The organism is Pseudomonas sp. IT-P395 (assembly GCF_949767675.1).
GTDB lineage: Bacteria > Pseudomonadota > Gammaproteobacteria > Pseudomonadales > Pseudomonadaceae > Aquipseudomonas.
The window spans coordinates 13,619-32,566 of record NZ_CATKPW010000018.1; the positions used below are offsets into that span (position 1 = coordinate 13,619).

An 18,948-nucleotide genomic window follows, 5' to 3' on the forward strand; every position below is an offset into this window, starting at 1 on the left:
ACCTGCCGCATGGGATTATTGAGGAGCTCGCATGACCAAACAAAACGCCTTTACTCGGGAAGATCTGCTGCGCTGCAGTCGCGGTGAGCTGTTCGGCCCAGGTAACGCGCAACTGCCCGCCCCGAACATGCTGATGGTCGATCGCATCACCCTGATCAGCGAAGAAGGTGGCAAGTACGGCAAAGGTGAATTGGTCGCCGAGCTGGATATCAACCCTGACCTGTGGTTCTTCGCATGCCATTTCGAAGGTGATCCGGTGATGCCGGGCTGCCTGGGTCTGGACGCCATGTGGCAACTGGTCGGTTTCTTCCTGGGCTGGCAAGGTCTGCCGGGCCGTGGCCGTGCGCTGGGTTCGGGCGAAGTGAAATTCTTCGGTCAAGTGCTGCCGACCGCCAAGAAAGTCACCTACAACATTCATATCAAACGCGTCCTCAAGGGCAAGCTGAACCTGGCCATCGCCGATGGTTCGGTGACTGTCGACGGTCGCGAAATCTACACCGCCGAAGGCCTTCGCGTCGGCGTGTTCACCTCCACTGACAACTTCTAAGGGTTATTCGCATGCGCCGCGTCGTTATCACTGGTCTGGGCATTGTTTCGTGCCTGGGCAATGACAAAGAGACCGTCTCCGCTAACCTGCGTGCAAGCCGCCCTGGCATCCGGTTCAACCCGGAATATGCCGAAATGGGTCTGCGTAGCCAGGTTTCCGGCTCCATCGACCTCAACCTTGAAGAGCTGATCGATCGCAAGATCTATCGCTTCGTCGGCCACGCAGCGGCTTACGCTTACCTGGCCATGAAAGACGCTATCGCTGACTCCGGCCTGACCGAAGAGCAAGTGTCCAACCCGCGTACCGGCCTGATCGCTGGTTCCGGTGGTGCTTCCACGCTGAACCAGATGGAAGCGCTGGACATCCTGCGCGAGAAAGGCGTGAAACGCGTTGGCCCATACCGTGTAACGCGGACCATGAGCAGCACCGTTTCCGCTTGCCTGGCCACGCCATTCAAGATCAAGGGCCTGAACTACTCCATCGCTTCTGCCTGCGCCACCAGTGCTCACTGCATCGGTACGGCCATGGAACAGATCCAGATGGGCAAGCAGGACATCGTCTTCGCCGGTGGCGGTGAAGAAGAGCACTGGAGCCAATCGTTCCTGTTCGACGCCATGGGCGCGCTGTCCAGCAAGCGTAACGACACCCCGGAACAGGCTTCACGTGCCTACGACGCTGACCGTGACGGTTTCGTCATCGCTGGCGGTGGCGGCATGGTCGTGGTTGAAGAGCTGGAACACGCTCTGGCCCGTGGCGCCAAGATCTACGCGGAAATCGTTGGCTACGGCGCGACGTCCGACGGCTACGACATGGTTGCCCCAAGCGGCGAAGGCGCGATCCGCTGCATGCAGATGGCGATGTCCACCGTTGATACCCCGATCGACTACCTGAACACCCACGGCACTTCGACTCCGGTCGGCGACGTCGCGGAAATGAAAGGTGTGCGTGAAGTGTTCGGCGACAAGGCACCTGCGATCAGCTCGACCAAGAGCCTGTCCGGTCACTCCCTGGGCGCCGCCGGCGTTCACGAAGCGATCTACTGCATGCTGATGATGGAAGGCAACTTCATTGCCGGTTCCGCCAACATCGACGAGCTGGACCCTGAAGTGGCCGATCTGCCGGTGCTGACCAAGACCCGCGAGAACGCCACCATCAACACCGTGATGAGCAACAGCTTCGGCTTCGGCGGCACCAACGCCACGCTGGTACTGAAGCGCTGGGAAGGCAAGTAATTCCCCCCGCTTGAGCCACACACAAAAACGCCCCGACTGGTTCGGGGCGTTTTTTTTCGCCTGCAGAAAATAGCCGGAACACCGCTGATCCCTGTGGGAGCTGGCTTGCCAGCGATAGCGGAGTGTCAGGCAACGAAGATGCTTGCTGTGCCGACGTCATCGCTGGCAAGCCAGCTCCCACAGGGATCCAGAGCGTTCTGGAGATGAAACTTCTGTCATGAAACTTACCGCCCTGCGACCGAATGTCGCGGATTACGCGGGCTGCAGCACTGTTGCAAAAAACGCAACAACACCTTGCACAAATCAGCCGTTTACTTAGCAGGCTAACAAATTCTATAACAGAGTCCTGCACACGCCTTGCTGCAGATAACTTGAGATTTGGAGCTAGCAGATGACTGTAAAAGTAACTGAACGCGACGATTCACACATGTCCCACGAAGGCGTAGCCGCCGGTATCCGCATCTGGGATGTGCATCAACAAGACTTGCTGGTCGGCATGTTCCACAACGAGATCGATGCCCACAACTACAAGGCCGAACTGGAAGTGCAAGAACAGCAGCGGGATCTGAAATCCGCCTGATTCAACCACAGCATTGAAAACGACAAACCCCGCCATGAGCGGGTTTTGTCGTTGTTACAGCTTTATCGATTTACCACATCAGATCATCAGGGATCTGATACGCCGCGTAAGGATCGTCCTCGGTGCTGACCTCTTCAGTCTGCACGTTGAGCTGGACGATACGCTGCGGATCGCGCTCCTGGATCTTCAGGGCCGCTTCACGCGGGATCACTTCGTAGCCGCCGGCATGGTGCACGATCGCCAGCGAACCGCTGCTGAGCTTGTTGCGCATCAGCGTGTTGACCGAGATGCGCTTGACCTTCTTGTCGTCGACGAAGTTGTAGTAATCCTCGGTGGTCAGCTTCGGCAGACGCGAGACTTCGATCAGTTGCTTGACCTGCGCTGCACGCGCCTTGGCCTCGGCTTTCTCTTTCTGCTGGCGGTTCAACTCCTGGTCACGCTTGACCTTCTCGGCCATGGCTTCCTGAGCCGCGCGCTGCTGCGAGTCATCCAGTTCGATCTGGCCTTTGTGCGCCAGGCGCTGCTGCTTCTGCTTGTCTTTGCTGACCTGTTTGGCCTGCTTTTGATTGACCAATCCTGCTTTGAGCAACTGGTCGCGAAGGGAAATACTCATGGTGCTTACTCACTTGGGCAGTGGCTCAGCCGCAGCCGGGCAAATTCTTTTCCTGACGTTTGGCTTCACCCCACAGGGCGTCCAACTCTTCGAGGGTGCAATCTTCTATGGGACGGTGGGTGTCGCGCAATGCCTGTTCGATAAATCGGAAACGTCTTTCGAACTTGCCGTTGGCGCCACGCAGCGCGGTTTCCGGGTCAACCTTCAAGTGCCGGGCCAGGTTGACCACGGAAAACAGCAAGTCGCCGATCTCGTCAGCCACGGCGACGGGATCGTTTTCGGACATGGCTTCGAGGACTTCGTCGAGTTCTTCGCGCACCTTATCGAGCACCGGCAAGGCGTCCGGCCAGTCGAAACCGACCTGGCCGGCGCGCTTCTGCAATTTGGCCGAACGCGACAGCGCCGGCAACGTGGCCGGCACATCATCAAGCAATGACAGTTGCTCGGGCGCGGCAGATTTCTCCGCACGCTCCTCTGCCTTGATCTCTTCCCAGCGCTGTTTGACCTGTTCCTCGCTCAAGCGCGGCACGTCGAGCGGTGCATACAGATCGCCCGTTGGAAAGACATGAGGATGACGACGAATCAGCTTGCGGGTGATGCTGTCGATCACCCCGGCAAATTCGAAGCGCCCTTCTTCCTTGGCCAACTGGCTGTAATACACCACCTGGAACAGCAGATCGCCCAACTCGCCCTGCAAATGATCGAAGTCGCCACGTTCGATGGCATCGGCCACTTCGTAGGCTTCTTCGAGGGTGTGCGGAACGATGGTCGCGTAGGTTTGCTTGATGTCCCACGGGCAACCGTACTGAGGATCGCGCAGACGGTTCATGAGGTGGAGCAGGTCTTCAAGGCTGTAAATCATTTAGCTGTCTCACCACAAAATCCTGTAGGAGTGAGCCTGCTCGCGATCGCGGTGTATCAGCCACCATTAATGTTGACTGACACTCCCTCATCGCGAGCAGGCTCACTCCTACATTGGTCATCTTCAGGGCGTACGGTTACGCCGCGTTTCGATGATGTTCGGCAACTGCGATATGCGCCCGAGCAAGCGCCCCAGCGCATCCAGCCCCGGGATCTCGATGGTCAGGGACATCAGCGCGGTGTTGTCTTCCTTGTTCGAGCGGGTATTGACCGCCAGCACGTTGATGCGCTCGTTGAGCAGCACCTGCGAGACGTCACGCAGCAGACCGGAGCGGTCGTAGGCGCGGATGACGATGTCCACCGGGTAGGTGAGCACCGGCACTGGGCCCCAACTGACCTGGATGATCCGCTCCGGCTCGCGCCCGCCCAGTTGCAGCACCGAGGCGCAGTCCTGACGGTGAATGCTCACGCCACGGCCCTGGGTGATGTAACCGACGATCGCATCGCCCGGCAGCGGCTGGCAGCAACCGGCCATCTGCGTCATCAAGTTGCCGACGCCCTGGATCTGAATGTCGCCGCGCTTGCCCGGTTTGTAACCGGTGGCTTTGCGTGGAATCAGTTCCAGTTGTTCGTTGCCGCGTTCCGGCTCGACCAGTTGCTGTGCCAGGTTGACCAGTTGCGCCAGACGCAAATCGCCGGCACCGAGGGCGGCGAACATGTCTTCGGCGGTTTTCATGTTGGCCTTGTCGGCCAGCTTGTCGAAGTCCACCGCAGGCAGACCGAGGCGCGTCAGTTCGCGTTCGATCAGGGTTTTACCGGCGGCAACGTTCTGGTCGCGCGCCTGTAGCTTGAACCAGTGAACGATCTTCGCCCGCGCCCGCGAGGTGGTGACGTACCCGAGGTTGGAGTTCAGCCAGTCGCGGCTCGGCGTACCGTGCTTGCTGGTGATGATCTCGACCTGCTCACCGGTCTGCAGGCTGTAGTTGAGCGGCACGATGCGCCCGTTGATCTTCGCGCCACGGCAGTTGTGGCCGATTTCGGTGTGCACGCGGTAAGCGAAGTCCAGCGGCGTCGCGCCTTTTGGCAAGTCGATGGCGTGACCGTCGGGGGTGAAGATGTAGACCCGGTCCGGCTCGATGTCGACGCGCAGCTGTTCGGCCAGGCCACCGATGTCACCCAGTTCTTCATGCCACTCGAGGACCTGACGCAGCCAGGAGATTTTCTCTTCGTAATGGTTCGAGCCGGATTTGACGTCGGTGCCTTTGTAACGCCAATGCGCGCAGACGCCGAGTTCGGCTTCTTCGTGCATCGAATGCGTACGGATCTGCACCTCAAGCACTTTACCCTCAGGGCCAATCACCGCCGTGTGCAACGAGCGGTAGCCGTTCTCTTTCGGGTTGGCAATATAGTCGTCGAACTCTTTCGGGATGTGCCGCCACAAGGTGTGGACGATACCCAGCGCGGTGTAGCAGTCGCGCATTTCCGGGACCAGCACGCGCACCGCACGCACGTCGTAGATCTGGCTGAATTCCAGACCCTTGCGCTGCATTTTGCGCCAGATCGAATAGATGTGTTTGGCCCGGCCGCTGATGTCGGCATCGACGCCGGTGGCCTGCAATTCATCCTTGAGCTGGGTCATCACGTCGGCGATGAAACGCTCGCGATCAAGCCGTCGCTCGTGGAGCAACTTGGCAATCTGTTTGTATTGATCAGGTTCGAGATAGCGGAAGGACAAGTCCTCCAGTTCCCATTTGATATGACCGATGCCGAGGCGGTGCGCGAGCGGCGCATAGATATCGAACACTTCGCGGGCGACACGGTTACGTTTTTCATCGTCGGCGGTTTTCACCGCGCGAATGGCGCAGGTTCGTTCGGCCAGTTTGATCAGCGCAACACGGACATCGTCGACCATCGCCACGAGCATCTTGCGCAGGTTTTCCACCTGCCCCTGCGTGCCCATGACCATCGACTGACGCGGACTGAGGCTGGCGCTGATAGCGGCCATGCGCTGCACGCCGTCGATCAGTTTGGCCACCACCGGGCCGAAGCGCTGACCGACGGCCGCCAGTTCGATCTGGCCTTCGCGTACACCGCGATACAGGACCGCCGCGACCAGAGAATCCTGATCGAGCTTGAGGTCGGCGAGAATCTCGGCGATTTCCAGGCCGGTACTGAAACTACCGGAGCCTTCGGCCCACAGATTCTTCTTGGCATTGGACTGTTGTTCGGCCTCGCGAGCGAACTCGCAGGCTTCTTTCAAGGCTTCGCGATCCAGTGCCAGATCGACACTGACCGCGTGATCGAGCCAAGCCTCGAGATTGATACTGCCGTCAGTGTTGATCGGCTGGTGTGCTCTCACCTGTACCATGTTGCTTTACCTTCCCTACGACGCAGATTCAATGCGTCAAATCGCTGACCTTCAGTGCCCATTCGCGCTCGCGGGGCTAAAGCGAGCGCTGCGCGGACAGGTCAGACGGATTCAGACGAGCCATCCTGGCTCGCTTCAAATAACGCCATGGCCTCGACATGTGCCGTCTGAGGAAACATATCGAGAATCCCGGCACGTTTTAACCGGTAGCCCTGCTTGATCAATTCGACCGTGTCGCGCGCCAGAGTTGCAGGGTTGCACGACACATACACCAACCGTTTGGCACCCAGGGTCGCCAGCTTGCGAACCACCTCGAAAGCACCGTCACGCGGTGGGTCCAAGAGTACCGCAGAAAAGCCGTTTCCGATCCACTGGGCATCGGTCAAAGGCTGGGATAAATCGGCTTGAAAAAACTTTGTGTTATGCAAATTGTTACTAGCGGCGTTGGCTTCGGCGCGATCGACCATGGTCTGCACACCTTCGACTGCCACCACTTCGCGCACGGCTTTGGCCAGCGGCAAAGCGAAGTTGCCCAAGCCGCAGAACAGATCCAGCACACGTTCATCGCTACCCGGTTTCAGCCAGTCCAGCGCCTGCGCCACCATCGCTTCGTTGACGCCAGCGTTGACCTGGACGAAGTCGCCCGGCCGGTAAGCCAGATCCAGATCCCACTGTTCCAGGCGATAGCCCAGCGACTGGGTCGCATCGACCGGTTGCGGCTCGCCTTCGCCATGCAGCCACAACTGCGCTTCATGGAATTGGCAGAAATCCTTGAGGATCGTCAGATCCGCTTCGGACAACGGCGCCATGTGCCGCAGCAACACCGCCAGTGACGAGCCACTGAACAACTCGACATGCCCCAGCGCCTGCGGTTTGCTCAAACGACGAAGCATCTCCGGCAAACGGGTCATGATCGGTTGCAAGGGCTGTACCAGCACCGGACATTCGCTGATCGCGACGATGTCCTGACTGCCGGCGGCGCGGAAACCGACTTCGAGTTTCTTCGCCTTCATGTCCCAGCGCACGGCGATGCGGGCGCGACGGCGATAGCCGAATTCAGGTCCGGTCAGCGGTGCTGCCCATTCTTCAGGTTCGACACCGGCGACACGCGACAATTGCTCGGCGAGCATGCGCTGTTTCAGGGCAAGCTGTTCGTTGTGAGGCAAATGCTGGACGCTGCAACCGCCGCAACGGCCGGCGTGCTGGCAGGGTGCCGGGCGGCGCAGCTCGCTGGCCTTGAACACGCGTTCGGTGCGCGCTTCGACCACTTTGCCGTGGGCGCCGAGCACCCGCGCTTCGACCTCTTCACCGGCAAGGGCGCCGAGGACGAACCAGGTCTTGCCTTCGAAAAACGCGATGCCGCGACCGTCATTGGCCAGGCGCTCGATGCTCAAGCGCTGCTTTTTGCCGGTCGGGATTTGCGCGGCCTTGCTTCCGCCCGTGGGCTGGAAGCGCAGGCCTCTCTCGTGCTTGGCCATCAGTTGGGCGCGTCGAAAATGCCGGTCGACAGGTAACGGTCGCCACGGTCGCAGATGATCGCGACGATCACCGCGTTTTCAACTTCTTTGGACAGGCGCAGCATCGCTGCCACCGCACCGCCCGAGGACACGCCGCAGAAGATGCCTTCTTCGCGGGCCAGACGTCGGGTGACGTCCTCGGCTTCGCTTTGCGCCATGTCGACGATACGGTCAACGCGATCGGCCTGATAGATCTTCGGCAGGTATTCCTGCGGCCAGCGACGGATGCCCGGAATGGCCGAGCCTTCCATCGGTTGCAGTCCGACGATCTGCACTTTGTCGCTCTGCTCTTTCAAGTAGCGCGACACGCCCATGATGGTGCCGGTGGTGCCCATCGAGCTGACGAAATGAGTGATGGTGCCCTGGGTCTGACGCCAAATTTCCGGACCTGTGGTGGTGTAATGCGCTTCAGGATTGTCGCCATTGGCGAACTGATCGAGCACCTTGCCAAGGCCTTCGGCTTCCATACGCTGGGCGAGGTCGCGGGCGCCTTCCATGCCTTCTTCCTGGCTGACCAGAATCAGCTCGGCACCGTACGCGGTCATTGCCGCTTTACGTTCGGCGCTGGAGTTGTCCGGCATGATCAGGATCATTTTGTAACCCTTGATCGCGGCCGCCATGGCCAGCGCGATCCCGGTGTTACCCGAGGTCGCTTCGATCAGCGTATCACCGGCATGAATCTGCCCGCGCAACTCGGCGCGAGTGATCATCGACAACGCCGGACGGTCCTTGACCGAACCCGCCGGGTTATTCCCTTCGAGCTTGAGCAATAGGGTGTTGCTGGTAGCACCGGGCAGGCGCTGCAAACGCACCAGCGGCGTGTTGCCGACGCAATCGGCGATGGTTGGGTACTGCAAGGTCATGGCGTATTCGCAATCCAGACGTGCGGGGGCGCCTATCATACCGGCAAACCCGCGCAGGCCATATCACGCAAAGTGCGGTGCTTATGGTTTATGGGAATAAGCAGCAATAGTCTCACCACTGGTGAGACTTTTACGCAGGGTCATCTTTGTTTGCGGTGATGCAAATGGCCTCATCGCTGGCAAGCCAGCTCCCACAGTGACCCGTGTTGCTCTATTAATAATGTCAGCAGTGCTGACACTGTCTTGTATTGCTCAAACAATCTGCGGGTAAAACACACTCCCTATGGGATGGGAGTAAGCGATAAAAGTCGCACCAGTGGTGCGACTTTTGTGTTGAGCCATTTTCATTGGTGGTGATGCGCAGAGACTCTTCGCGAGCAGGCTCGCTCCCACAGGGAGTAGTGTCATTCGCAGAATAGTGTCAGCAGTGATGACACTATTAACTGTTGATCACACGATCTGCGGCGAACCGAGTTCCAATGTGGGAGCGAGCCTGCTCGCGAAGGCGTCAGGCGGCGCGAAATCACCCTCAGCGACCAACCGCAAATTCAACCGCAACCCCGCTCCGCTGTTCTCCGCCCAAATACTTCCACCCTGACGCTGCACGGCATTGCGCGCGATGCTCAGCCCCAAGCCAAATCCACCGTCCCCGGGCCGCGAGCCGTCGAGCCGGGTGAACGGTGAAAAGATCCGTTGCAGATCCCCTTCCGCTACGCCGCCGCCCTGATCTTCCAGCCACAGATGCCAGTAATCACCATCGCGCCGTCCATCAAGACGCACGATCCCGCTCGGCGGCGAATGCCGAATCGCGTTACGCAAAATGTTCTCCAACGCCTGCGCCAGCGTATTCAGGTTGCCACGCACCCAGCATGAGGCCTCGACCGCGCACTGCAATTGCAGACTCGGCCAGCCGCTTTCATAACAGGCATTGTCGGTGAGCATTTCCCACAGCGCCTGGATCTGAATCGCCTCGTCGGGCAATGGCGAGCGCTCGGTATCGAGCCAGGCCAGTTGCAGGGTGTCTTCGACCAGTCTTTGCATACCGTCGACTTCGCGACCGATGCGCTCGCGCAACTGCAGCAAACTTTGTTCGCTTTCACTGGCGACCCGCAAGCGGCTCAGCGGTGTGCGCAATTCGTGGGACAGGTCGCGCAGCAATTGCTGTTGCAAGGCGACGGTCGATTGCAAGCGTTCGGACATCGAGTCGAATGCCCGCGCAAGCTCACCGAGTTCATCCGGCCGTTGGGTGATGCCGCTCGACAGCCGTACATTCAACTGGTCGGCGCGCCAGGCGTTGGCCTGTTCGCGCAGGTTGTTCAGCGGCACGACCAGCAAGCGGTACAGACCGACACACAGCAATAACGTGAACAACCCGGGAATCACGCCGTTGGTGATGACGCGCCAGAACACCCGGTACTTGCCCGGAACAAATCGTTCGGGCAATTCGATCACCAGGCTGCCGGCAGACGGCTCTTTGGGGAAAGGAATGCGCAACCACGGCCGCCCCTGTTTGTGAATCGGCCAGTCGAGACCGCGCAGGAAGGTCAGGCGCTGCAATTCCTGATCATTGAGCGGATCATTGCTCAGCGACTGCAAATTGCCGCCGATCACGCCGACCCAACTGGCTTCGCGCAATTCCATGCTCTGCAACCAGTCATCAACACCGCTGCGTCCACCATGCTGCCACGCCTGTTCCGCTTGCGCGGCATAACGAGTGAGCGTGCCGCGCGCTTCGTCGGAGAGGAACTGATTACGCTCCTCCATATAACGGCCCCACGACCAGCTCAGCCAGATCATCAGCAGACAGAATGCGACCAGCAGAAACGCCAGTTTCCAGAACAGCGAATGCCGCCCCGGCAGTTCAGAGCGTTTCATCGGCGGCGCTCAAGACATAACCCTTGCCCCAGACGGTGCGCACTTCACGCTCGGTGTAACCGATGGCTTTGAGCTTGCGGCGGATCTGGCTGATGTGCATGTCGAGACTGCGGTCGTGGGCCGCGTAGCCGCGTTGCAAAACGTGCTGATAAAGGAAGGCTTTGCTCAGCACTTCCTCGTCATTGCGGTTGAGGGTTTCCAGCAAACGGTATTCGCTGCGGGTCAGCCCGGCGGCTTGCTCGCGGAAAAACACATCGCACTGTTCGTCGTCGAACCGCAGCGTACCGGCCGCCACGGGCACCGCGGGGGCGGCCGGGCGCCGATCCAGGGCAACCCGGCGCAGGATCGCTTCGATGCGCACATGCAACTCGGCCATGCTGAACGGTTTGGGCAAATAGTCGTCGGCACCCAGACGGAAACCACTGATACGATCCGCCTCGGCGCCAAGAGCCGACATCAGCAGCACCGGTGTCGAATGGCTCTGGCGCAATTGCGTCAACACATTCAAACCGTCCAGGCCCGGCAACAGGATGTCCATCAGCACCACATCGAAGGGCTGGCGCCTGGCGATGCTCAGGCCTTCCTGGCCGTTCTGGCACCAGGTCACCTGAAAGCCGCTGCGGCCCAGATGTTCGTGAACATAGGCGCCGAGAACCGGATCGTCTTCGATAGAAAGAATGCGTGGCTGGCCGACGGAAACAGGAGTCATGAGTATCTGCAAGTAATTCTCAGTTGAGCGCGATTATTCAAGATTGTCGGACAGCGGGCAACACAAGGCTGCCCTTTCTGACAAACGAGCACCGACGCCCTGCCCCACCCTGACAGCATTTTTCCGGAGATTGCCTGCGAGCAAATCGCTACACTGCGCCCATGCCGCGTGCCGGATGCACGCATGAGTCAACAGATCAGCGGGATGCAGGAGATAGGCGTGCTCAAGAAACTGGGAATCAAAGGTCGCGTGTTGTTGCTGACCTTGTTGCCGACCAGCCTGATGGCGCTGGTGCTGGGTGGTTATTTCACCTGGACGCAGCAGTCCGACTTGCAGAGCCAATTGATGCAACGCGGCGAGATGATCGCCGAGCAACTGGCGCCGCTGGTAGCCCCTGCCATGGGCCACGGCAACGGCGAGTTGCTGGAGCGCATCGCCACGCAGTCCCTTGAACAACCGGACGTGCGCGCGGTGACCTTCCTCGCCCCGGACCGCTCGCCGCTGGCCCATGCCGGGCCGACCATGCTCAATCAGGCGCCGAGCGGCGACAGCGCGCATTTGCAACGGCGCAGCGGCAATGACGCGACGCGTTACCTGATGCCGGTGTTCGGCAAACACCGCAACCTCGCCGGTGAACTGATCCCGGACGAATCCGACCGACTGCTCGGCTGGGTCGAATTGGAGCTGTCGCACAACGGCATGCTGCTGCGCGGTTATCGCAGCCTGTTCGCCAGCCTGTTGCTGATTGCCGCCGGTCTGGCGGGCGCGGCATTGCTGGCGTTACGCATGGGCCGCACCATCAACCGTCCGCTGAGCCAGATCAAGCAAGCCGTCGCGCAACTCAAGGACGGCCATCTGGAAACGCGTTTGCCGCCGCTCGGCAGTCAGGAGCTGGACGAACTGGCGTCGGGCATCAACCGCATGGCCGGCACCCTGCAAAACGCCCGCGAAGAACTGCAGCACAGTGTCGATCAGGCCACCGAAGACGTCCGGCAGAATCTGGAAACCATCGAGATCCAGAACATCGAACTGGACCTGGCGCGCAAAGAAGCGCTGGAAGCCAGCCGGATCAAATCCGAATTCCTCGCCAACATGAGCCACGAGATCCGCACGCCGCTCAATGGCATTCTCGGCTTCACCCACCTGTTGCAGAAAAGTGAACTGACCCCGCGCCAGCTCGATTATCTGGGCACCATCGAAAAGTCTGCCGACAGCCTGCTGGGGATCATCAACGAGATCCTCGACTTCTCGAAAATCGAGGCCGGCAAACTGGTACTCGACCACATTCCGTTCAACCTGCGCGACCTGCTACAGGACACCCTGACCATCCTCGCCCCGGCCGCACACGCCAAGCAGTTGGAGCTGGTCAGTCTGGTCTATCGCGACACGCCGCTGTCGCTGGTCGGTGACCCGCTGCGTCTGAAGCAGATCCTCACCAACCTGGTCAGCAACGCCATCAAGTTCACCCGCGAAGGCACCATCGTCGCCAGGGCGATGCTTGAAGAGGAACACGAAGACAGCGTGCAACTGCGCATCAGCATTCAGGACACTGGCATCGGCCTGTCGAATCAGGATGTGCGCGCGTTGTTCCAGGCGTTCAGCCAGGCCGACAACTCGCTGTCGCGGCAACCGGGTGGTACCGGTCTGGGGCTGGTGATTTCCAAACGCCTGATCGAACAGATGGGCGGCGAAATCGGCGTCGACAGCACGCCGGGCGAAGGCTCGGAATTCTGGATCAGCCTGAGCCTGCCGAAAACCCGTGACGACGCCGAAGATTTGCCGGCCGCGCCGTTGCTCGGGCGCCGCGTGGCGGTGCTGGAAAATCACGAACTGGCACGTCAGGCCTTGCAGCACCAACTGGAAGACTGTGGCCTCGATGTCACGCCGTTCAACACCCTCGAAAGTTTGACCAACGGCGTCACCGGCGCGCACCAGACCGATCAGGCGATCGATCTGGCGGTCATCGGCATCACCAGCAACGACATGCTGCCCGAGCGTTTGAATCAGCACATCTGGGACCTCGAACACCTCGGCTGCAAAGTGCTGGTGCTGTGCCCGACCACCGAACAGACGCTGTTCCATCTGTCGGTGCCGAACCCGCACAGCCAACTGCAAGCGAAACCGGCCTGCACACGTAAATTGCGCCGAGCACTGGCCGATCTGGTCAACCCGCGCCAGCCGCGCAATGAGCCAGGCGAACCGCTGTCAAGCCGCGCGCCGAAAGTGCTCTGTGTCGACGACAACCCGGCCAACCTGCTGCTGGTGCAAACCCTGCTCGAAGACATGGGCGCCAAGGTACTTGCGGTGGAAAGCGGCTACGCGGCGGTCAAAGCGGTGCAGAGCGAATCGTTCGATCTGGTGTTGATGGACGTGCAGATGCCAGGCATGGACGGCCGCCAGAGCACCGAAACCATTCGCCAGTGGGAAAGCGAGCGACACTGCACGCCGCTGCCGATCGTCGCCCTCACCGCCCACGCCATGGCCAACGAAAAACGCGCGCTGCTGCAAAGCGGCATGGATGACTACCTGACCAAGCCGATCAGCGAGCGGCAACTGGCGCAGGTGGTGCTGAAGTGGACCGGCCTGGCCTTGCGCAATCAAGGGCCGGAACGGATCAGCGACAGCGCGGCGGGCAATAACGAACTGCCGGTGCTTGATCACGAGGAAGGCTTGCGCCTGGCTGCCGGCAAGGCTGACTTGGCGGCGGACATGCTGGCCATGTTGCTCGCCTCACTGGAAGCCGACCGCGAAGCCATCCGCGCGGCGTGCGAAAACCGCGACCAGAACGCATTGATCGAGCGCGTCCATCGCCTGCACGGTGCCACCCGTTATTGCGGCGTACCGCAATTGCGCGCGGCCTGCCAGCGCAGCGAAACCCTGCTCAAGCAGGACGACCCCAAGGCTGTGGCAGCGCTGGAAGAACTGGAGCGCGCGATCAACCGGCTAGCGGCGCAAGCGAAGATCAGCGCCTGATCCACAGCAATGCCGGCCAACACCGGCAGCGCTAAAGTGGGATCGGGTGATTCAATCCGTGTCGATGTTCCAGGAGGATTTCATGCGCACGCTCGTTTTCAGTAGCCAGACCTACGACCGCGACAGCTTCCTCGCCGCCGATTGCCCGGCGGGTATCGAGCTGCACTTTCAACCGGCCCGGCTCAGCCTCGATACGGCAGCACTGGCCGACAAACACCAAGTGGTCTGTGCGTTTATCAATGATGATCTCAGCGCTGCGGTGCTGGAACGTCTGGCCGCGGGCGGCACGCGCCTGATTGCCCTACGCTCGGCGGGTTACAACCATGTTGATCTGGCCGCGGCGAAACGTCTCGGACTGGCCGTGGTGCGCGTGCCGGCCTACTCGCCGCATGCGGTGGCCGAACACGCCGTGGCGCTGATCCTGGCCCTCAACCGTCGTCTGCACCGTGCCTATAACCGCACCCGTGAAGGCGATTTCAGCCTGCATGGCCTGACCGGTTTCGACCTGGTCGGCAAAACCGTGGGAATTGTCGGCACCGGCCAGATCGGCGCCACGTTCGCCAAAATCATGCACGGCTTCGGCTGTGAGCTGCTGGCTTACGATCCTTTCCCCAACCCGGAGGTGCTGGCGTTGGGTGCGCGTTATCTGAGCCTGCCGGAACTGCTCGCGCAGTCGCGGATCATCAGCCTGCACTGCCCGCTCAACGAGCAGAGCAAACACCTGATCAACCGCGACTCGCTGGCGCACATGCAGGCCGGCGCCATGCTGATCAATACCGGCCGTGGTGGCCTGGTCGACACACCGGCACTGATCGATGCATTGAAGGACGGCCAGCTCGGCTATCTGGGGCTGGATGTTTATGAGGAAGAGGCACAACTGTTTTTCGAGGATCGCTCCGACCTGCCCCTGCAGGACGATGTGCTGGCGCGCCTGCTGACCTTTCCCAACGTGATCATCACCGCGCATCAGGCGTTTTTGACCCGCGAAGCACTGGGTGCGATTGCTGCAACCACCCTGCACAACATCGCGACCTGGGTGGCGGGAACGCCACAGAACCAGGTCGAGGGTTGAAATTTTTCCCGCTTACTTGGGTGAAAGCGAAGTCGCCAGAATCAGCATCGCCAGCCAGCCGAAGCCAAAAAAGCGCTGTTTCATCGAGTGGCCGTAGCGCAGCAGGAACCAGACGAAAAACATCGGCAGCAGGAAGATCATGATCTTCAGCCAGCCTTCCACCGGGCGACTGCCGTCGGCATTGGTCTGCTCAGTGGCCGGTTGCTCGGTGGGCTGCTGGCGCCGACGCCGCGCTGCGGCCGGCATCACTTTCGGCAAAGGTTGCGGCTCAGGCGCTGGAGCACTGACTTCGGGCACAGCCTTGTTACGCGGCAGACTACCGAACGAGATTGTCGCAGCCTGAACAGGCGCGGCTACGGTTTGCGCGTGTACTGCTTGCTCCGCCATTGGAGCCCCGCAATGAATGCACGCGTTGGCTTCGGAGCTGATGCTCTTCTTGCATTCATAACATTCGATCAGCGCCATGTTCCGTTCCTTCAGATTCGAGGCCGGCAGTTTGCCATGAGTGTCGCGGCATTTGAACCGGATCGAAGGTCGCACGCGCGCATCATTCTGCAATCAAGCCCGTGCTAGCATGTCGCGCATATTTGGAGGACCCATGGTCGAACACGATTTCCGCTACACCCTGATGAACCCGCAACACACTCTCACCGAATGCCGCGCCCTCGTTCCGGGCCGCTATCAGGTCACCGGCAATGGTGGCTCGATTCGCATCGGTGACGCGCTGTTGGTCACCCTCAAAGGCAGCAAGGACTTGTCCATGCGCCTGACCGTTGAAACCGTCCGCCACCTGATCAATCCGCCGGGCCAATGGACCGCGATGACCACGGGCCCGGTGTTCGGTGAACTGGCGATCCACACCTGGCAGGTCAACTGCGACAGCTGCGCCAAAGAGCTGAGCTTCGAATTCGCCGTGGACGCCAAACTCGGTAAAACCGCAGAAAAACCGGCAGCCACCGCGCGCATCGCCGAGCTGGGCTGGAAAGCCGTTGGCGACAAGCATTTGTGCCCGAAATGCCAGGTGTCGGCATGATCAAACGCCTTGCCCTGACCGCGCTGGTCGGTGCCGGCCTGGTGGGCTGTGCCGCAGAACCTGTGCAACTGCAACAGAACCGCAGCTACATTCTGGAGTGGATCGGTGAGCGGCCGTTGATGGATTACAGCCATCTGACCGTGACCCTTGGCGATGATGGCCGCGCCTACGGCAACGGTGGCTGCAACCATTGGTTCGCGCCGTACACGCTGGACGGTGACAAGCTGACTTTCGGCAAGATCGGCAAGACCCGCAAGCTTTGTGCACCAGCGCTGATGGAGCAGGAACAACGCTTCCTGCAGGCGCTGGAGCATGTCGAGCGCTGGGACATCTCGCCGATCGAGCAGATGCGCTTCTGGCCGGCGGAAGGCAAGCCGTTGCGTTGGTGGCTGGAAGAGGGTTGATTGGCTAGACCGCCGATGCCCTCACCTAGCCCTCTCCCAGAGGGAGAGGGGACTGATTGGGGGATATTGGAGAGGTACGCCGACTTGAACGAGTGCAACTGAACCCATAATCGACTGGGTCTTGCTTTGGCGAATTTACAATCGACTCGATCTCTCAGGTCGATGTACCTCGCCAGACACCTCGGTCGGCCCCCTCTCCCTCTGGGAGAGGGCTGGGGTGAGGGTTACTCTTTAGCGGCAACTCACTTGGTCGCCTGCAACGCCTCAAGCTTGGCCATCACCCCCGCCGCCGTCTGCTCGCCCATCAACTGTTCCCGCACCTTACCCTTGTTGTCGATGATGTACGTCACCGGCAGCGCTTCACTGCGCGGCAACTCGAACAGTTCCGCCGGATCCTGCGCCAGCACGGTGAACTTGATGCCCAGCTTTTCGCTGGCGTCTTTCAGCTCCACGCCCTGCACATTGTCGAAGTTTACCCCGAACACGCCAACGTTCTTGCTCTTCAGCTCATCCGCCAAATGATTGAGTTCCGGGATCTCGGTCCGGCACGGACCACACCATTCGGCCCAGTAGTTCAGCACTACCCATTGTTTGTCCAGACGCTCCGACGCAACCTTCTGGCCGTTCTGGTCGATACCGTAATCATTGCCGCAGCCCCCCAGCATCAACGCCCCGATTATCGTCAATGCCGCTGCCAATCGCCGTGTCATGTCGTGTTCCTTGTGAAAATTTGAAGGCGCCTGCGACCCATTGCCTCCGAAGGTTCTGGATTGCGCGCTGCACAGTTAGAATAGCCGCCACTTTACGCCAGAAGCGACCCGCCATGACCGATCTGACGCTTTATCACAATCCGCGCTGCTCGAAATCCCGCGGCGCGCTGGAGCTTCTTGAAGCCCGCGGCCTGACCCCGAACGTCGTGCGTTACCTCGAAACCCCGCTGAATGCCGCGCAAATCAAGGCCCTGCTCGGCAAGCTCGGGATCAGCGCGCGTCAGTTGCTGCGCACCGGGGAAGATGAATACAAAATGCTTCAGCTGGCTGACGAAAGCCTCAGCGAAGCGCAATTGATCGACGCCATCGCTCAGCACCCGAAACTGATGGAGCGGCCGATTCTCGAAGTCGGCGACAAAGCCGTGATCGGTCGTCCGCCGGAAAATGTGCTGGAGTTGTTGCCGTGAGCGCGCCGTACATTCTGGTGCTGTATTACAGCCGCAACGGCTCGACCAATGAGATGGCCCGGCAGATTGCCCGCGGTGTCGAGCAGGCCGGCCTCGAAGCACGCCTGCGTACGGTGCCAGCCATTTCCACCGAGTGCGAAGCGGTGTCGCCGGACATCCCGGACGAAGGCGCGTTGTATGCCACGCTCGATGACCTGAAGAACTGCGCGGGTTTGGCCCTCGGCAGCCCGACACGCTTTGGCAACATGGCCGCGCCGCTGAAATACTTCCTCGATGGCACCAGCAACCTCTGGCTGACCGGCGCCCTCGTCGGCAAACCGGCTGGCGTGTTCACGTCTACCGCCAGTTTGCACGGCGGTCAGGAAACCACCTTGCTGTCGATGATGCTGCCACTGCTGCACCACGGCATGCTCATCACCGGCCTGCCGTACAGCGAATCGGCGTTGCTCGAAACCCAGGGCGGCGGTACGCCTTACGGTGCCAGTCATCACGCTGGGGCTGACGGCAAAAGTGCTCTCGATCAGCATGAAGTGACGTTGTGTCGCGCGCTGGGTCTGCGGCTGGCGAAAACCGCTCAGAAACTGGTGGGCTGATATGGCGAAGAAGCCGAAGATTCTGCCGAGTGTCGAGTGGCTGGAGCCACGAGTGAAGGCGATGCGGGTGATTAGCCTGCTGAGCTTCTTCGCCCTCGCCGGCCTGCTGGCGGCCTACTATCTGCTGTTCGCCGATCTGCACGGCGCGCGGCCGTGGGTGATTCTGCTGGTCGAGTTGATCCCATGGATCGTGCTCGCCCCGGCAATGATCATGGGCAGCGCCCGCGGGCATTCATGGATGTGTTTTGTGGTGAATCTGTATTTCATCAAGGGCGCACTGGCGGCGTATGACCCGAACCGGCAGTTGTTTGGTGTGCTGGAGATGGTCGCGAGTCTGGCGCTGTTCTGCTCGGCACTGCTGTATGTGCGGTGGCGGTATCAGTTGAATCGCAAGCTGGCTGGCGAGGGCGAGATCTCCGTCGCCTGACAGATCGCCATCGCTGGCAAGCCAGCTCCCACAGGGTCTGTGTTGAAACACAATATTGTGATCAATACAAAAAACTGTGGGAGCTGGCTTGCCAGCGATTGGGG

Annotated in this window: 19 protein-coding genes; 10 read left to right on the plus strand and 9 right to left on the minus strand. The window is 60.4% G+C overall.

The genetic code is table 11. The annotated features are described in order from the left end of the window. Window positions 1–31 precede the first annotated feature (31 nt). The 3 genes from fabA to ACM6IN_RS14775 all read left to right on the plus strand — a co-directional run bounded on the left by fabA (window position 32) and on the right by ACM6IN_RS14775 (window position 2,359). Window positions 32–547, plus strand: a complete 516-nt coding sequence (fabA, locus tag ACM6IN_RS14765; protein ID WP_003227150.1) for a 3-hydroxyacyl-[acyl-carrier-protein] dehydratase FabA — start codon at window positions 32–34, stop codon at window positions 545–547. 11 nt (window positions 548–558) lie between these two features. Then, a complete protein-coding gene (gene fabB, locus ACM6IN_RS14770; RefSeq protein ID WP_003227152.1) occupies window positions 559–1,779 on the plus strand; it encodes a beta-ketoacyl-ACP synthase I in 1,221 nt (406 codons plus the stop codon). A 391-nt stretch (window positions 1,780–2,170) separates the two neighbouring features. After that, a complete protein-coding gene (locus ACM6IN_RS14775; protein ID WP_007917473.1) occupies window positions 2,171–2,359 on the plus strand; it encodes a hypothetical protein in 189 nt (62 codons plus the stop codon). Window positions 2,360–2,429: 70 nt separating this feature from the next. On the opposite strand, the gene ACM6IN_RS14780 is transcribed toward ACM6IN_RS14775, so the two are convergent. From ACM6IN_RS14780 to ACM6IN_RS14810, 7 genes are all read right to left on the minus strand, one after another. Next, on the minus strand, window positions 2,430–2,972 hold the full coding sequence (locus ACM6IN_RS14780; RefSeq protein ID WP_016987455.1) for a DUF2058 domain-containing protein: 543 nt from the start codon (window positions 2,970–2,972) through the stop codon (window positions 2,430–2,432). A gap of 25 nt (window positions 2,973–2,997) precedes the next feature. After that, the gene (mazG, locus tag ACM6IN_RS14785) at window positions 2,998–3,831 is read right to left on the minus strand and encodes a nucleoside triphosphate pyrophosphohydrolase (protein WP_007917475.1); all 834 of its coding nucleotides are present in this window, start codon (window positions 3,829–3,831) and stop codon (window positions 2,998–3,000) included. Between the two features lie 126 nt (window positions 3,832–3,957). Next, a complete protein-coding gene (relA, locus tag ACM6IN_RS14790; protein ID WP_007917476.1) occupies window positions 3,958–6,201 on the minus strand; it encodes a GTP diphosphokinase in 2,244 nt (747 codons plus the stop codon). Window positions 6,202–6,302: 101 nt separating this feature from the next. Next, a complete protein-coding gene (rlmD, locus tag ACM6IN_RS14795; RefSeq protein ID WP_007917478.1) occupies window positions 6,303–7,679 on the minus strand; it encodes a 23S rRNA (uracil(1939)-C(5))-methyltransferase RlmD in 1,377 nt (458 codons plus the stop codon). Beyond that, entirely contained in the window at window positions 7,679–8,581 is a 903-nt protein-coding gene (gene cysM / locus ACM6IN_RS14800; RefSeq protein WP_414916270.1) for a cysteine synthase CysM, read from the minus strand. The genes rlmD and cysM overlap by 1 nt, the downstream gene beginning before the upstream one ends. A 450-nt stretch (window positions 8,582–9,031) precedes the next feature. After that, the gene (locus ACM6IN_RS14805) at window positions 9,032–10,456 is read right to left on the minus strand and encodes a sensor histidine kinase (RefSeq protein ID WP_123376385.1); all 1,425 of its coding nucleotides are present in this window, start codon (window positions 10,454–10,456) and stop codon (window positions 9,032–9,034) included. Then, window positions 10,443–11,165: a response regulator transcription factor gene (locus tag ACM6IN_RS14810; RefSeq protein ID WP_414916263.1), complete on the minus strand. Its 723-nt coding sequence runs from the start codon at window positions 11,163–11,165 to the stop codon at window positions 10,443–10,445. Before ACM6IN_RS14810 ends, ACM6IN_RS14805 begins: the two co-directional genes overlap by 14 nt. A gap of 219 nt (window positions 11,166–11,384) precedes the next feature. Here ACM6IN_RS14810 and ACM6IN_RS14815 point away from each other — a divergent pair, with 219 nt between their 5' ends. Together ACM6IN_RS14815 and ACM6IN_RS14820 are read left to right on the plus strand one after the other, a co-directional pair. Beyond that, entirely contained in the window at window positions 11,385–14,138 is a 2,754-nt protein-coding gene (locus tag ACM6IN_RS14815; protein WP_414916271.1) for a response regulator, read from the plus strand. Window positions 14,139–14,220: 82 nt separating this feature from the next. Beyond that, window positions 14,221–15,210 carry a 2-hydroxyacid dehydrogenase gene (locus ACM6IN_RS14820; protein WP_007917488.1) on the plus strand — a complete coding sequence of 330 codons (990 nt, stop codon included), beginning with the start codon at window positions 14,221–14,223 and terminating at the stop codon, window positions 15,208–15,210. 12 nt (window positions 15,211–15,222) lie between these two features. Here the strand turns inward: ACM6IN_RS14820 and ACM6IN_RS14825 are convergent, their stop codons facing one another. Beyond that, window positions 15,223–15,675: a hypothetical protein gene (locus ACM6IN_RS14825; protein ID WP_007917490.1), complete on the minus strand. Its 453-nt coding sequence runs from the start codon at window positions 15,673–15,675 to the stop codon at window positions 15,223–15,225. Window positions 15,676–15,808: 133 nt separating this feature from the next. Here ACM6IN_RS14825 and ACM6IN_RS14830 point away from each other — a divergent pair, with 133 nt between their 5' ends. Together ACM6IN_RS14830 and ACM6IN_RS14835 are read left to right on the plus strand one after the other, a co-directional pair. Then, entirely contained in the window at window positions 15,809–16,243 is a 435-nt protein-coding gene (locus ACM6IN_RS14830) for a hypothetical protein (protein WP_007917492.1), read from the plus strand. Continuing rightward, entirely contained in the window at window positions 16,243–16,647 is a 405-nt protein-coding gene (locus tag ACM6IN_RS14835; protein WP_042705045.1) for an META domain-containing protein, read from the plus strand. The genes ACM6IN_RS14830 and ACM6IN_RS14835 overlap by 1 nt, the downstream gene beginning before the upstream one ends. Window positions 16,648–16,889: 242 nt before the next feature. Here ACM6IN_RS14835 and ACM6IN_RS14840 read toward each other — a convergent pair whose 3' ends face one another. Further along, entirely contained in the window at window positions 16,890–17,357 is a 468-nt protein-coding gene (locus ACM6IN_RS14840; RefSeq protein ID WP_007917494.1) for a TlpA disulfide reductase family protein, read from the minus strand. 113 nt (window positions 17,358–17,470) lie between these two features. Here ACM6IN_RS14840 and arsC point away from each other — a divergent pair, with 113 nt between their 5' ends. Genes arsC through ACM6IN_RS14855 form a run of 3 tightly spaced genes read left to right on the plus strand, consistent with a single transcriptional unit; the run spans window position 17,471 to window position 18,844 of the window. Continuing rightward, window positions 17,471–17,824, plus strand: coding sequence for an arsenate reductase (glutaredoxin) (gene arsC / locus ACM6IN_RS14845; RefSeq protein WP_007968707.1), 354 nt, complete (start codon window positions 17,471–17,473; stop codon window positions 17,822–17,824). Then, window positions 17,821–18,417, plus strand: a complete 597-nt coding sequence (gene wrbA, locus ACM6IN_RS14850; RefSeq protein WP_414916264.1) for an NAD(P)H:quinone oxidoreductase — start codon at window positions 17,821–17,823, stop codon at window positions 18,415–18,417. The genes arsC and wrbA overlap by 4 nt, the downstream gene beginning before the upstream one ends. A 1-nt stretch (window position 18,418) precedes the next feature. Further along, window positions 18,419–18,844: a DUF2069 domain-containing protein gene (locus ACM6IN_RS14855; RefSeq protein ID WP_414916265.1), complete on the plus strand. Its 426-nt coding sequence runs from the start codon at window positions 18,419–18,421 to the stop codon at window positions 18,842–18,844. Window positions 18,845–18,948 lie beyond the last annotated feature (104 nt).

Coding starts and splice junctions, on each gene's coding strand:
- ACM6IN_RS14830 (WP_007917492.1), top strand. CDS start 15,809: ATGGTCGAACACGATTTCCGCTACACCCTGATGAACCCGCAACACACT.
- ACM6IN_RS14775 (WP_007917473.1), top strand. CDS start 2,171: ATGACTGTAAAAGTAACTGAACGCGACGATTCACACATGTCCCACGAA.
- ACM6IN_RS14810 (WP_414916263.1), bottom strand. CDS start 11,165: ATGACTCCTGTTTCCGTCGGCCAGCCACGCATTCTTTCTATCGAAGAC.
- ACM6IN_RS14820 (WP_007917488.1), top strand. CDS start 14,221: ATGCGCACGCTCGTTTTCAGTAGCCAGACCTACGACCGCGACAGCTTC.
- relA (WP_007917476.1), bottom strand. CDS start 6,201: ATGGTACAGGTGAGAGCACACCAGCCGATCAACACTGACGGCAGTATC.
- fabB (WP_003227152.1), top strand. CDS start 559: ATGCGCCGCGTCGTTATCACTGGTCTGGGCATTGTTTCGTGCCTGGGC.
- ACM6IN_RS14840 (WP_007917494.1), bottom strand. CDS start 17,357: ATGACACGGCGATTGGCAGCGGCATTGACGATAATCGGGGCGTTGATG.
- ACM6IN_RS14825 (WP_007917490.1), bottom strand. CDS start 15,675: ATGGCGCTGATCGAATGTTATGAATGCAAGAAGAGCATCAGCTCCGAA.
- ACM6IN_RS14805 (WP_123376385.1), bottom strand. CDS start 10,456: ATGAAACGCTCTGAACTGCCGGGGCGGCATTCGCTGTTCTGGAAACTG.
- ACM6IN_RS14780 (WP_016987455.1), bottom strand. CDS start 2,972: ATGAGTATTTCCCTTCGCGACCAGTTGCTCAAAGCAGGATTGGTCAAT.
- arsC (WP_007968707.1), top strand. CDS start 17,471: ATGACCGATCTGACGCTTTATCACAATCCGCGCTGCTCGAAATCCCGC.
- rlmD (WP_007917478.1), bottom strand. CDS start 7,679: ATGGCCAAGCACGAGAGAGGCCTGCGCTTCCAGCCCACGGGCGGAAGC.
- cysM (WP_414916270.1), bottom strand. CDS start 8,581: ATGACCTTGCAGTACCCAACCATCGCCGATTGCGTCGGCAACACGCCG.
- ACM6IN_RS14855 (WP_414916265.1), top strand. CDS start 18,419: ATGGCGAAGAAGCCGAAGATTCTGCCGAGTGTCGAGTGGCTGGAGCCA.
- fabA (WP_003227150.1), top strand. CDS start 32: ATGACCAAACAAAACGCCTTTACTCGGGAAGATCTGCTGCGCTGCAGT.